Origin of the sequence: Enterobacter cloacae complex sp. R_G8, assembly GCF_024599795.1 — a bacterium.
GTDB classification, from domain to species: domain Bacteria; phylum Pseudomonadota; class Gammaproteobacteria; order Enterobacterales; family Enterobacteriaceae; genus Enterobacter; species Enterobacter dissolvens.
Map to the genome: position 1 here is coordinate 2,217,426 of NZ_CP102246.1, position 13,350 is coordinate 2,230,775.

Consider the following 13,350-nt stretch of genomic DNA (forward strand, 5'->3'; position numbering starts at 1 on the left):
TCACTGTAGGCTTCAGGCCGGATGGCGTAAATGACAAAAAAGGATCACATTACGCCATTTTGCGGCAGTGAAAACGCTGACGGTATTCACCGGGTGTGAGGTGGAGCTGTTTTTCAAATACGCGGCGCAGGTTGATGCTGGTGCCAAATCCACTTTTCTCGGCGATAACGGATAGCGGAGCGTCGGTCTGTTCAAGCAACTGTCGGGCTGCGGCAAGGCGCGCTTCGGTCACATAGCGTGCCGGAGACGCCCCCGTGTCGCGGGTGAATACCCGGGTGAAATTGCGCGGGCTCATGGCTACTGTTTCCGCCAGCTTTTCGACGCACAGATCGGCCGTCAGGTTTTGCAGGATCCAGGTTTGCAGCTCGCTGATGGGTCCGGAGGAGCCGGACTGCGACAGGTTATAGCGGCTGAACTGCAGTTGTCCTCCCGGGCGGCGCAGATACATCACCATATCCTGCGCCACGTCGCGCGCGAGGCTGAAGCCATAATCGTCTTCCACCAGCGCCAGGGTCAGATCAAAGCCGGAACTCACGCCACCGGAGGTCCAGATGGGGCCATCCTGAATATAGAGCGGCCCTCCCTCAACACGGATGGTGGGGTACTGCGCTTGCATGGTTTCCAGCAGTCGCCAGTGGGTGGTCGCCCTACGCCCGTCAAGCAAACCGGTCTGGGCCAGCAGCATCGCACCACCGCATATGGAGGCGATCCGCCGCGAATGCGGTGCGGCAAGATGCAGCCAGTCCACCACGGCGGTGCTCTCCTGCTCGTTCATGCCGCGCCCGGTAATGATGATGGTATCAAGCGGCTCACGGGGATCCAGCTCCGGCAGGCGATAATCTGCCAGCAGATTTAGACCAGACTGGCCGTGGATCACCTGGTGGGGTTGGGTCGTGGCGATGATGATGCGATAGCAAGGCTGCGCAAGGCCTCCCGGGTGCAGGCGGTTGGCCTGCATCAGAATGTCGGCGATGCCGGCGGCTTCAAACAACATGCCGCCGTCAGGAACAATAATCAGGATCTTCTTCATGTCCTGAAAAGTACCTTTATTACAAAATAAGTCAAGCGGAGGGCAAGGGCGTTAACAGGCACAACGCACCTTTCTGGCAAAGCAAAGTGATTTAAGTTCTTTGTTATTTCAGACGTTATCCCGGATCGTCAGCACATTATCTCTGGCGAAACGGCGTCTGAAGGAATGGGTAAACGAAGCTCCCTCTATTTACACCCGCAACAACGCGACCATATTCACCACCTCGCCTCGGGGTTTCTCTGGCGAACTGAGTTGCCCACATGGCTGTTGATAGTCACTATTTATGGCGGCTGGTTCTCGACACTGGTGTTCTGGCAGGCCCTCGGTCTGCTGCCGGCCACGCTGCTGCTGATTGGGTTTACCGCGTGGTATATGTCTCTTCAGCATGAGCTGATCCACGGCCATCCCACGCGTTTCGCCTGGCTGAACCAGCTCTTTGGCACGCTGCCGCTGGCTGTCTGGTATCCGTATGGCCTGTACCGGGATTCTCATCTGGCCCACCATCGCCACGACCATCTGACCATTCCGGTGGATGATCCGGAGTCATACTACTTTACGCAGGCGAGCTGGGCGCGATTGTCGCCCTGGCAGAAGCGGGTGATCCACGCCCGTAACACCTTTACTGGGCGACTGTTGCTGGCGCCGCTGCTGGATATTCTCCAGACGCTGGGCAGCGCGGTGGCGGCGTTTCGCCATCTTCAACTGCGGGCGATGGTGATGTGGCTTGTGCATATAGCGTTATTGGCGCTGCTTTTTACCTGGATGATGCACAACGGTTTCTCTCCGCTCTGGTTTGTGCTGGCGGTAAGCTACCCGGCGCTGGCGCTGACAAAAGTACGCTCTTTTCTGGAACATCGCGCGGCGGACGACCCGCTGGCGCGTTCGGTGATTAACGAAGCAGGCTTGTTCTGGCGCGTGCTGTTTTTAAATCTTAACTACCATTCAGTACATCACGATTTACCCGGCGTGCCCTGGTATGGGCTTAAGACGATCTACCTGCAAAACAAGCAGGCGTACCGGGAGCGTAACCACGGGTTTCTGGTCAGAGGGTATGGCGAATGGATGCGACGGTTCTGGAAAACGTCGGTGGACGTCACCGTACATCCCTGGCGTCAACAGGAGGAAGGAGATGAGTAACCGGCTGGCGTTTCCGATGTATGCGGTGGATAGTACCGATACTCTTGCCCTGTGGCGGGCCGTCCAGCGTCTGCTGGTGGCGCGTGGTCTGCCTGTGGAGGATCTTATCCCCGGCTGGCCGGAGTCTGACCTGCCGGCACACTGGCAACAGCCTAATCTTATCCTGAGCCAGACCTGTGGCTACCCGCTGATGACACAGTTGCCGGCGGTGCAGGTCGTCGGCTGTTTTCACTACCGGGTACCGGGCTGCGAAGGCATCCACTACCGTAGTTTTCTGGTGGTACGTGATGAGGATAAACACCGCTCACTGACTGATTTTCGCGGACGGCGGGTGGTATGTAACGCGCCCGATTCCCAGTCTGGCTACAATGCGCTGCGCAACCGCGTGCCGTCACGTGCGTTAAACGCCTGGTTCTCTGAGGTTATCTTCAGTGGCAGCCATCGCCAGTCGCTGATCGAGGTAAAACGTGGAGGAGGGGATATCGCGGCGATCGACTGCGTGACCTATGCGCTGTTGCAGCGGCATGACCCGAACCTGCTGGCGGGACTGGCTGTGATTGACCAGACGCCCCTCACGCCAGGACTGCCGCTAATCACCGCGCCCGGTACCACACCCGAAACGCTTCATGCCATCCGCGATGCGCTAACCACGCTGGTAAGCGCCCCGGAATACCAGGGCGTGTGTGATGCGCTGTTTATCGGCGGGTTTAGCGTCGTGGCGCGCGAGGCCTGGTCTGTGTTAACCGGGGTTACAGCGGACGGATCTCTTTCGAGCGCAGGGTGAGGCGGACGGGCACCGATTTATACGATGGCGTGCCGCTCTCTTTATCCAGATAGTCGAGCGGAACCAGCACGTTGGCCTCAGGATAGTAGGCCCCGACCGAGCCCGGGGCGATGGCGTATGCCACCACCGTGATATCCTCCAGACGCTGAGTGCTGCCCGGCAGGGCGGTTTCGATATCCACCCGGTCGCCGTGCTCCAGTCCTGACTGTTCCATATCGCCTTCATTCATAAACAACACGTCGCGACGGCCAAAGACGCCCCGATAACGGTCGTCGAGGGCATAAATCGTGGTGTTATACTGGTCGTGGCTGCGCAGCGTGATCAGACGCAGGACGTTATCGCCTTCACCGCTGGCATTCTCATTGACCCCTTCAAATACCGAGAACATCGCTTTGCCCGTTGCCGTTGGCCAGATACGTTTCGTGGGCGGCAGCGGCATACGGAAGCCACCGGGTACCCGGATCCGCGCGTTATAGTCCTCAAAGCCCGGAATGGTCTGCTCAATCAAATCGCGAATACGATCGTAATCCGCCACCAGGTGCATCCAGTCCACCCGGGTGGCCTTGAGGGTCGCTTTCGCCATGCCGGCTACAATGGCCGGTTCGGCGCGAAGCAGGGGAGAGGCGGGTTTCAGCTTGCCTGAGGAGGCATGAACCATCGACATGGAATCTTCCACGGTAATGGACTGACGCCCGCTGGCCTGCACATCAAGCTCCGTGCGGCCAAGGCAGGGGAATATGAAGGTCTCTTTCCCCACCAGCAGGTGTGTACGGTTCAGCTTGGTACCGACGTGCACGCTCAGATCCAGCTGACTCATCGCCGGGAAGCCGTTCTCGTGATCGGGCATTGCCACCGCGAAGTTACCCCCGAGGCAGATAAGCGCTCTGGCGCGGCCGTCGATCATGGCCTGGGTGGCCTGCACCGCGTCATGCCCGTGGTGAGAAGGGGGTTCAAAACCGAAGACCTCCTTCAGACGGCTCAAAAATGCCGGTGACGGTTTCTCGCTAATGCCGACGGTACGGTTCCCCTGAACGTTAGAGTGTCCGCGCAGCGGGCAGATCCCGGCACCGGGCTTACCTATATTGCCGCGCAGCAACAGCACATCGGCGATCAGACGGACGTTGGAGGTCCCTTTATTATGCTGCGTAATGCCCATGCCGTAAGTAATGATAGTGGCGTTCGATTTCGCGTAGGCATCGGCAACATTTTTCAGCGCCGCCTGGCTCAGCCCGGATTCGCGCTCAATGGCGTCCCAGCTTGTTTGCGCAATATCTGCCGCAAAGTCTTCAAAGCCCTGCGTGTGTTCGGCGATAAACGCCCGGTCGAGCACATTACCGCGCTCGGTTTCCATCTGCAGCAGGTGTTTGGCGATGCCTTTTAGCGCGGCGGCATCGCCACCGGCTTTAACCTGGAAGTAGGTTGAGGCGATGTCGGTGGATCCGTAGGTCGCCATCTCAATGACGCTCTGCGGATCGGCAAACCGTTCCAGCGCGCGCTCGCGCAGCGGGTTTAACACGATAATCGGCACGCCGCGACGGGCCAGTTCGTGCAGGGTGCCCATCATACGCGGATGGTTGGTGCCGGGATTATGCCCGATGGAGATCACCAGCTCCGTCTTGTCAAAATCCTCCAGCGAGACGGTACCTTTCCCGATACCAATGGAGCGCGGTAAACCGACGCTGGTGGCTTCGTGACACATGTTGGAGCAGTCAGGGAAATTATTGGTCCCGTACTCGCGGGCAAACAGCTGGAACAACCAGGCCGCTTCGTTGGAGGCGCGCCCGGAGGTATAGAACTCCACCTGGTCTGGTTCGAGCCCACGCAGAACCTCGCCGATGCGTTCAAAGGCCTCCTCCCAATCGACGGGGCGAAAAGTGTCACTTGCCCGGTCATAGCGCAGGGGATGGGTCAGGCGCCCGTATCCTTCCAGCTCAAAGTCAGATTTTGCCAGTAACGACGTAACGGTGTTATGAGCGAGGAACTCAGGGGTCACCCGTTTGCTGGTGGCTTCCCAGGTGACCGCTTTTGCCCCGTTCTCGCAGAACTGAAATGTGGATTTATGCTCTTTGTCTGGCCACGCGCAGCCCGGGCAGTCGAAGCCGTCCGGCTGGTTGGTGCGCAACAGCGTGGCGGGAGCCTCCAGGGCATCCATCTGTGTTCGCACGGCAATTGCCGTCGCTTTTAATGCTCCCCAGCCGCCTGCAGGGCCGTCGTAAGGTCTGATGCCGGGAACGGCACGTCGTTTGTTATTCATTCCAGATTACCCTGTTAGACCGCCAGTCGTGCATGATGCGGCTGAGAAAAATTAAAGAAATCATAACAAATTTTTATCATGTCGATAATGTGTCCTGACAAGGGTGGCGTGAAGGCGACAATGTTAGTGACGGTAAAATTTCAAACGAAAGGCGGGCAAGGGAACCTGCAATATATTTACCCGACGATGCTGAAGGCGATAAAGTGAACAATGCGACGGGGAATAAAGATGTAGTCCTGCTTAACTGTTAATTCACTGCGGGTGGTGTAAATCGTGCCTCTAAGGGATTGAAGACACCAGGTTATTTTGCGCCGTAAAATTAATTTTTTTCATCGTCTATGAATTGTCTTAATTCAGGGCGGAAAAGTCATCGCTATTAAAGATACGCTATCAATGCAACAAATAATTCATGGAAGATATATTCATACTCCCCCTGAAAAAATCCCCATTCTACTAATTATGGTAGTGGCGATAATAGCAGTATTGCGTTAATGACAATGGTTCTCTTTTGATTTTTTAATTTCTGAATCAATAGTTTGTGTTAGAGGAACGCGTAATAATAAGACAAATTCAGCAAAGTAAGCTTTTTTTCTCAGATTAATCCTATAATGAGTCGGGTGCTTCATTAAGCAGCAGTTGTGAGGAAGGAAATATTGAATTGGTGACAAGCTCATGTAAACTTGTTTACCGTTTGTCAAAATATGTCAGGAAGACGCTGGGCCTTATTCTGAAGGGCTCGTGCGGTAGCTATGCCCGAATAATAGTAACGCCCCGAAAATATCCTGGCTATTTTAACGATAGCACCTAAGTCAAACTTCATCCCCTTTATCTCATCATCGAAATATCGCTACGGAAAAGCATATGAAAATGCGCGTATTGTTTTCACTTCTGTTTGTAATGGCGGTGGCGGGCTGTAAAGCGCCGCAGAAACCTGTGATCACTGACGATACGATCGTGACCAGCCAGGTCAACGGCGTCACCTTAACCCACCGTCATGCCATCACGCCTCCTGCTGAGTTTACTCAGGTTAACGAGCCATACCGTGCTATGTATCCGGCATCCCTGATGAGCCGCCCTGATTTTGGTGGCAAGGTTGTCAGTACGCTGGTAACCGGAAAAACCTACGTGGTGCTGGGGCAGGTTGAACACTACTGGATGGCGCTTGCCGATGAAGGACAAGACCAGCTGATTGGTTACGTTCCGATGCGTGCGGTGATCAAAGCCGATCAGTATGAAGCAGCCGTACGTAAACAGGCCATTCGTCCTAAGACGCGCAAAAAAGCGACCTGTGTCGACGTGGACGGGAACAGCAAAGCCTGCAAAGACAGCGCTAACGGTACCTGGATCCTGAACTAAACGGCTTTTCTGAGCGTATTTTTATGAATAATAAAAATTTTCATAAGCTGTGGTTCGTCTTTTACGCGGTGATTTTCGCCCTGGTCAGTGGTTGTACGTCGTCTTCACACAGCGACCCCTCCCGCTACAATCTGCAGTTTCAGGCTCATCCACAAATTAATGATTCTGCGCCGCTTAAAGTCAGAGTGCTGCTGTTGAAGTCCGATGCGGATTTCATGTCCAGTGACTTCTATTCCCTGCAGAACAACGCGTCAGCCACGCTTGGCGCGAATCTGCTGAACAGCGATGTTTTCTTCCTGATGCCGGGCCAGCTTTCGAAAACCCTCAGCGGCCAAAGCTCACCCGACGCGCGCTATATCGGTGTTATGGCCGAGTATCAGATGCTGGATGGAAAGAAATGGCGTGTTTCACTCCCACTGCCTGTACCAGGCGAAAACCATCTCTACCAGTTCTGGAAATGGTCATCTGATGAACTTCAGGCCAACGTCTTTCTCGACATAAATGGCATCCGGGTCATCAGCCAGTAACGCGCTTAAAAACAGGAAACCTATCATGAGCAAAGCAGAGAAGGTCGTCTGGACCGAAGGCATGTTCCTGCGTCCACACCATTTTCAACGGACAGAAAGTTATCTGCTCAACCACGTTCGGGAATGGGGTGCGCTGCAGCGATCGTATCTCTGGGGCTTCCTCGATGTTGAACTGGACGAAGCGATGCTTCGCCAGGGCTGCATTGCCCTGAGCTACTGCAGCGGTGTGCTGCCAGACGGCACCTTTTTCCAGGTTCGCAACGGGCGTAATGGCCCGGCCCCGCTGAAAATTCCTGACAATCTCACCAATGAAAAGGTGGTGCTCGCGCTGCCGGTACGTCGGGGAGAGCGTGAAGAGGTTATTTTCAGCGAGGAGCCCGCGTCACTGGCGCGTTTCATCGCCTTCGAGCAGGAGGTGGAAGACGATAACGCCATGTCGGTGGGGGATGCCACGGTGCAGTTTGGCCGTTTACGTCTGACCCTGATGCTGGAAAAAGATCTGACGGCCGAATGGACGGCGATTGGCATCGCGTTTGTCGCGGAAAAGCGCAACGACAACCATGTGCGTCTGGATAGCAGCTACATTCCGCCGATGCTGAACGCCTGCAACAGCCCGCAACTCTACAGCATGGTAAACGATCTGCACGGCTTGCTGGTGCAACGTAGCCAGCAGATTGGTGGTCGTCTGCGCCAGCCTGGCCGCTTTAACACCTCCGAGCTGATCGAATTTACGCTGCTGTCGCTGGTTAACCGTCACCTGGGCGAAGTCTCCCATTTAAAAACGCTCCCGCTGCTGCACCCGGAAACACTCTGGCGCAGCTGGCTGCCGTTTGCCACGGAGCTTGCCACCTGGACCTCGCAACGCACCGCCGAAAGCGTGCTGCCGATTTACGATCACGACGACCTTGCGGGATGCTTCAGCAAGCTGATGCTGATGCTGCGTCAGGGGCTGTCGCTGGTGATGGAAGATCAGGCCATTCAGCTGCCGCTGAACGAGCGCTCCCATGGCCTGAACATCGCCACGGTACCGGAGACCAGCATGGTGCGCGAGTTCGGCTTCGTCCTGGCGGTCAAAGCCAACGTGCCGGGCGAACACCTGCAAACCCATTTCCCTGCCCAGATGAAAGTCGCGCCGGTGTCGAAAATCCGCGATCTGGTTCAGTTACAGCTGCCGGGCATTATGCTGCGCGCCATGCCGGTTGCGCCGCCGCAGATCCCATGGCATGCGGGCTACAGCTACTTTGAGCTGGAGAAGGGCAGTGAGCTGTGGCACGAGATGGATAAGTCCGGTGCATTCGCCCTGCATCTCGCAGGGGAGTTCCCGGGTCTTGATATGGAGTTTTGGGCCATCCGTAGCCCGACTGAATAATAAAGCGAGCGCTTAATATGCAGGAACGACAGGATACCGGCAGTGATGCCGCGTTTACCGGAGCCAGTAGCAACAATCAGCTGGTGGCGGCCGCCAATCCGCTGCTCAACGCGATTCCGCAAATCCGTCATTCGGTGTCTCATGACGATCAGGTGGCGCTGCGCCAGCGTCTGATCGACGAGATTCGCCGTTTCGAAGTCCGCTGCCAGCAGGCAGGACTGGCGTATGAGGTGATCGTCGGGGCGCGCTATTGCCTCTGTACGGCGCTGGATGAAGCCGCGGCGCTGACCCCCTGGGGCAGCAGCGGTGTCTGGTCAAGCAATGGTCTGCTGGTCACGTTTCATAACGAAACCTGGGGGGGTGAAAAGTTCTTCCAGCTGCTGGCGCGTCTGTCGCAGAATCCGCGTGAACATATCCTCCTGCTGGAGATGATCAACTACTGCCTGCTGCTCGGTTTCGAAGGCCGCTATCGGGTTCTGGATAATGGTCGCACCCAGCTTGAAACCATCAAGCAGCGGCTGTGGCAGATGATCCGCGGCGTGCGCGGCAGCTATCCGGCACCGCTCTCTCCACACCCGGAAGATCGTCCGGTGCTGCGCAAGCTGTGGCGGCCGATGGTGCCACTGTGGGCCTGTGTCGCGCTGGCCGGGTTTATCGCCTGCCTGTTCTACATCATTCTCAACTGGCGTCTTGGCGACAACACCAACCCGGTGCTGGCGAAGATTTACCAGTCTCAGCTGCCTGAAACCACCATTCAGCAACCTGCGCGTCAGCTGCCTGCGGTTCTCAACCTGCGTGGCTTCCTGAAGCCGGAAATCGATGCCGGTCTGGTGGCGGTGAAGGATGAAGCGGATCGCAGCGTGGTGATCCTGAAAGGAGACGGGCTGTTTGCTTCCGCCTCTACCGTGGTGCGTGACCGCTATGAGCCGGTCATCAACCGGATTGCCCAGGCGATGAACAACGTCAGCGGCAAAATTCTGGTGGTGGGCTACAGCGATAACGTGCCAATTCGCAGCGCGCGCTTCGCCTCCAACTATGAACTCTCTTTGGATCGTGCCCGGTCCGTGCAAAAAATGCTGCAGGGAAGCCTCTCGCAGCCTGACCGCGTGAAAGCGGAAGGGCGAGGAGAGATCAATCCTGTTGCGCCAAACAATACGCCTGAAAACCGCGCCCGTAACCGCCGTGTGGAAATAACTCTGCTGGTGTCGCCTGAAAATACGCAGGCTGAGCTGAACGGATTGCCGCAAGGAAACTAAGGATGCTGACGACTCTTCTTTCCATACTGACCAATCGCATTCTGTGGAGCTTCCTGGGCGTTACCGCGCTGTCGGCGGTGATCTGGATGATTGGTCCGCTGTTATCCATCGTGGATACCCGCCCGCTCGAATCTGAACAAAACCGCATCATCAGTATTGCGGTGGTTTATCTGCTCTGGGCGCAGGGGCATATTCTGCCGCGGCTGTACAACGCCTGGCTGAACCGCAAGCTGATGGACAAGCTCAATGAAAATACCACCAAACCGGACGCGGCCGATCCCCAGAAGCGGCTGAACAGCGAGGAGCAGATCCTCGCCGGACGTTTTGATGAAGCGGCGCAGATGCTGAAAAAAGCCCACTTCAGCAAAGCGGGACACGGTGCCCAGTGGACGCAGCGCTTCAGTACGCAATATCTCTACCAACTGCCCTGGTACGTCATTATCGGCGCACCGGGCGCCGGTAAAACCACGGCGCTGGTCAATTCCGGCCTGCAATTCCCGCTGGCGGATCGCTTCGGTAAAACCGCTCTGCGCGGCATTGGCGGCACGCGCAACTGCGACTGGTGGTTCACGAACGAAGCTGTCCTGCTGGACACCGCGGGGCGCTACACCACCCAGGAGAGCGAGCAGGTTCAGGATGCCGGAGAGTGGCTGGAATTTATCGGCCTGCTGCGTAAGTATCGCCGCCGCCAGCCTATCAACGGCGTCATTATCACCATCAGCATTTCCGATCTGCTGACGCTCTCCCCGGAGGCGGCGCGCCAGCAGGCGGTCAACCTGCGCCAGCGGCTGTCTGAGCTGCATGAACAGCTGGGTATCCGCTTCCCGGTTTACGTGATGGTGACCAAGGCGGACCTGCTTAAAGGCTTCCGCGCCTGGTTTGCTGACTACGACAAAGCGCAGCGCGACCAGATTTGGGGCTTCACCCTGCCGTGGGAACAGACCAAACACGCCGATTTCGACCTGATGGGTAACTTCCATCAGGAGTTCTCGCTGTTGCAGCAGCGACTGGACGCCGGGCTGCCGGAGACCATGCTGAAAGAGCATGACGCCAAAACCCGTGCCGAAGCGTATCTCTTCCCGCAGGAGTTCGCGGCGCTGCGCCCGCTGCTGGCAGACTACCTGAGCACGGTCTTTGCCCGCTCTAACTTTGAGACCGAGTTCTCCCCACGCGGAATATACTTCGCCAGCGGCACCCAGGAAGGCATGCCGTTCGATCGCGTCATGGGTGAACTGAACCGCGCCCTGTCACTGCCGGAAGGGGCAGAGGCAGAGAAGTGGGATTCGGTCAGTAAAGAGGCGCCGATCCCGGGAGCGAAAGGGCAGAGTTTCTTTATCAAGAACCTGCTGCAGAACGTCATTTTCCAGGAAGCGGGCATCGCCGGCGAAAACCGCTGGTGGGAACTGCGCAACCGCGCGGTGATCTGGTCCGGTTATGCGGCACTGCTGGCGCTGCTGGTGATCCTCGGCGGACTGTGGCTGACCAGCTATGCGAAGAATAAGGCCTATCTGGAAGAGGTGGACGCTAAAGTCCCGCAACTGGAGCAGCAGAGTAAAGCGTTACAGAATCAGCCTCAGCGCGATCTGTTCGCGCTCCTGCCGCTGCTGAACAGCCTGGTCGATTTGCCGAAAAGCGAGGCCTTCGATGTCAACGACCCGCCGGTCTCCCGCCGTATGGGGCTGTATCGCGGGGATGACGTCAGCGATGCTTCTCAGTCGCTGTACCAAAAAGCGCTGGACCAGATGCTGCTGCCCGCCGTGGCGATGCATATCACCACCTGGCTGCGCAACGACAACGGCAGCGATGTGGAATACAGCTACGAGGCGCTGAAAGCCTATCAGATGCTGTATCAGCCGAAACACTACGACGGCAAATTCCTGCACTCCTGGGTGATGCTCAATTTGCAGCGTAATCTGCCGCAGAACGTGACGCAGGCGCAGCTGCAACAGCTGGAGTGGCACCTGACGCAACTGCTGGAACCAAAAATTCAGGCCTCACCGTATGCGCAGGATGAAGGGCTGGTGGCCCGCGAGAGGGCGCTCATCAACCAGCAGCCGCTCTCCACCCGCGTGTATGGGCGTCTGAAACGTCTGCTGGAGCATGACGAGAACCTGAAGCCGGTCTCCCTGTCCGACCTGGGCGGCCCGCAGAGCGAACTGGTGTTCTCCCGCAAAAGCGGCAAACCGGTGAGCGAAGGCGTGCCGGGGCTCTATACCCCGGACGGCTACTGGAAGAGCTTTAACAGCCAGATTGACAGCGTGACCACGGCGCTGCACGAAGACGATGCCTGGGTGCTGGGCGCCACCACCTCCGGGGAAGACAAACAGCAGATCGATAACGCCGTGCGTCAGCTCTACATGCGCGACTTTATCGCAAACTGGGATCGTTTCCTCGCCGACATTCAGCTTAACAACAGCGCCGATCTCTCGCAGCGCATCAACACGGCGCGCCTGCTCTCCGGCGCAAACTCGCCGCTGCGTCGTCTGGTGCAGAACCTGAGCCAGGTGCTGACGCTGTCGCGCAACGCGCCAGCGCCGGAGGATGCGGGGAAAGCGCAAGACCAGAGTAACCGCGCCACCCGTACCCTCGAAGCGCTGTTCAGCAATAACGACAATGCCCCGACGCAGGGGGCGGTGGTGACGCAGGCACCTGAACAGCTGGTGACCGACCACTACGCGCCGATGATCGAGCTGGCTCAACCGCTGGAGAAGGGCGGCAAGACCATCGTCTTTGATGATTTCCTCAAGCAGGTGGATGAGCTGTATCGTTACCTGACCGCGGTGCAGGACGCTGCCAACAGCGGCATGCCAGCCCCGGGCGGTGAAGCAATCAGCCGTCTGCAGGCCAGCGCCGGGCGTCTGCCGGGCGGGCTGCAAACCATGTTCAGCAACATGGCGGTGGGGGCCAGCAGTGATACCCAGCGTCGCGATCTGGAAAACGTCCGTAAGCGCATTAACGTCGAAGTGGGCGGTTTCTGCCGTCAGGCAATTGCCGGTCGCTACCCGCTGGTGCGCAGCGCCAGCACCGAGGTGACGCCGGACGATCTGGCACGCATGTTTGCGCCGGGTACCGGGCTGATGGACACCTTCTTTCGCGACAACCTGACCAACAAAGTGGATACCACTCAGGCGAACTGGCGCTTTATGCCGGGGATCGACGGGAAAACGTTACCGGGAAGTGAAGGACTGCTGCGCCCGTTCCAGCAGGCGCAGTCCATTCGCGATGCCTTCTTTGCTAACGGTGCAACGACGCCGTCTTTCAAGGTGACGGTGCGTACCGTGCGCATGGATAACACCATTCTTAACCTGACGCTGGACGTTGACGGTCAGCTGTTGCGTTACAGCCACGGCCCACAGGCGGTGCAGATCATGAACTGGCCAGGGCCGGGCGGCACCAACCAGGTGCGTATGCAGCTGGGGCTGGCCAACGGCAGCACCGCGACGCTGGTGACCAACGGCGCCTGGGCGCTGAACCGCTTCTTCGATAAAGCGCGCACCAGCCCTGGGGCAGGTAGTCTGAGCCGTCAGGCCACGTTCAACGTCGATGGCCATCAGGTCACGCTGGAGTTTGCGCCGAACAGCATTCGCAATCCGTTCCAGCTTCCTCGTTTCTCATGCCCATAACCGCAAGGACAGCC

At 57.6% G+C, this 13,350-nt stretch carries 9 protein-coding genes; 7 read left to right on the plus strand and 2 right to left on the minus strand.

The features are described from left to right. Positions 1 to 49: 49 nt before the first annotated feature. Positions 50 to 1,030, minus strand: a complete 981-nt coding sequence (locus NQ842_RS10530) for a GlxA family transcriptional regulator (RefSeq protein WP_050860183.1) — start codon at positions 1,028 to 1,030, stop codon at positions 50 to 52. A gap of 165 nt (positions 1,031 to 1,195) precedes the next feature. Here NQ842_RS10530 and NQ842_RS10535 point away from each other — a divergent pair, with 165 nt between their 5' ends. Further along, positions 1,196 to 2,167 carry a fatty acid desaturase gene (locus NQ842_RS10535; protein WP_257256814.1) on the plus strand — a complete coding sequence of 324 codons (972 nt, stop codon included), beginning with the start codon at positions 1,196 to 1,198 and terminating at the stop codon, positions 2,165 to 2,167. Then, positions 2,160 to 2,951: a phosphate/phosphite/phosphonate ABC transporter substrate-binding protein gene (locus NQ842_RS10540; protein WP_257256815.1), complete on the plus strand. Its 792-nt coding sequence runs from the start codon at positions 2,160 to 2,162 to the stop codon at positions 2,949 to 2,951. Before NQ842_RS10535 ends, NQ842_RS10540 begins: the two co-directional genes overlap by 8 nt. Here the strand turns inward: NQ842_RS10540 and NQ842_RS10545 are convergent. Continuing rightward, a complete protein-coding gene (locus NQ842_RS10545) occupies positions 2,917 to 5,205 on the minus strand; it encodes an FdhF/YdeP family oxidoreductase (RefSeq protein WP_257256816.1) in 2,289 nt (762 codons plus the stop codon). The genes NQ842_RS10540 and NQ842_RS10545 overlap by 35 nt on opposite strands. 861 nt (positions 5,206 to 6,066) lie before the next feature. Here NQ842_RS10545 and NQ842_RS10550 point away from each other — a divergent pair. Genes NQ842_RS10550 through tssM form a run of 5 tightly spaced genes read left to right on the plus strand, consistent with a single transcriptional unit; the run spans position 6,067 to position 13,336 of the window. Next, entirely contained in the window at positions 6,067 to 6,561 is a 495-nt protein-coding gene (locus tag NQ842_RS10550) for a hypothetical protein (protein WP_014832331.1), read from the plus strand. 23 nt (positions 6,562 to 6,584) lie between these two features. Continuing rightward, complete coding sequence (gene tssJ / locus NQ842_RS10555) at positions 6,585 to 7,088, plus strand: type VI secretion system lipoprotein TssJ (protein ID WP_050860180.1); 504 nt, start codon at positions 6,585 to 6,587, stop codon at positions 7,086 to 7,088. Between the two features lie 25 nt (positions 7,089 to 7,113). Further along, positions 7,114 to 8,457, plus strand: a complete 1,344-nt coding sequence (tssK, locus tag NQ842_RS10560) for a type VI secretion system baseplate subunit TssK (protein ID WP_014832329.1) — start codon at positions 7,114 to 7,116, stop codon at positions 8,455 to 8,457. Positions 8,458 to 8,474: 17 nt separating this feature from the next. Beyond that, entirely contained in the window at positions 8,475 to 9,713 is a 1,239-nt protein-coding gene (locus NQ842_RS10565; protein WP_013096177.1) for a DotU family type VI secretion system protein, read from the plus strand. Between the two features lie 2 nt (positions 9,714 to 9,715). Continuing rightward, positions 9,716 to 13,336: a type VI secretion system membrane subunit TssM gene (gene tssM / locus NQ842_RS10570; RefSeq protein WP_118282841.1), complete on the plus strand. Its 3,621-nt coding sequence runs from the start codon at positions 9,716 to 9,718 to the stop codon at positions 13,334 to 13,336. The last annotated feature ends 14 nt before the right edge of the window (positions 13,337 to 13,350 follow it).

Coding starts and splice junctions, on each gene's coding strand:
- tssJ (WP_050860180.1), top strand. CDS start 6,585: ATGAATAATAAAAATTTTCATAAGCTGTGGTTCGTCTTTTACGCGGTG.
- tssK (WP_014832329.1), top strand. CDS start 7,114: ATGAGCAAAGCAGAGAAGGTCGTCTGGACCGAAGGCATGTTCCTGCGT.
- NQ842_RS10550 (WP_014832331.1), top strand. CDS start 6,067: ATGAAAATGCGCGTATTGTTTTCACTTCTGTTTGTAATGGCGGTGGCG.
- NQ842_RS10565 (WP_013096177.1), top strand. CDS start 8,475: ATGCAGGAACGACAGGATACCGGCAGTGATGCCGCGTTTACCGGAGCC.
- tssM (WP_118282841.1), top strand. CDS start 9,716: ATGCTGACGACTCTTCTTTCCATACTGACCAATCGCATTCTGTGGAGC.
- NQ842_RS10545 (WP_257256816.1), bottom strand. CDS start 5,205: ATGAATAACAAACGACGTGCCGTTCCCGGCATCAGACCTTACGACGGC.
- NQ842_RS10535 (WP_257256814.1), top strand. CDS start 1,196: ATGGGTAAACGAAGCTCCCTCTATTTACACCCGCAACAACGCGACCAT.
- NQ842_RS10540 (WP_257256815.1), top strand. CDS start 2,160: ATGAGTAACCGGCTGGCGTTTCCGATGTATGCGGTGGATAGTACCGAT.
- NQ842_RS10530 (WP_050860183.1), bottom strand. CDS start 1,030: ATGAAGAAGATCCTGATTATTGTTCCTGACGGCGGCATGTTGTTTGAA.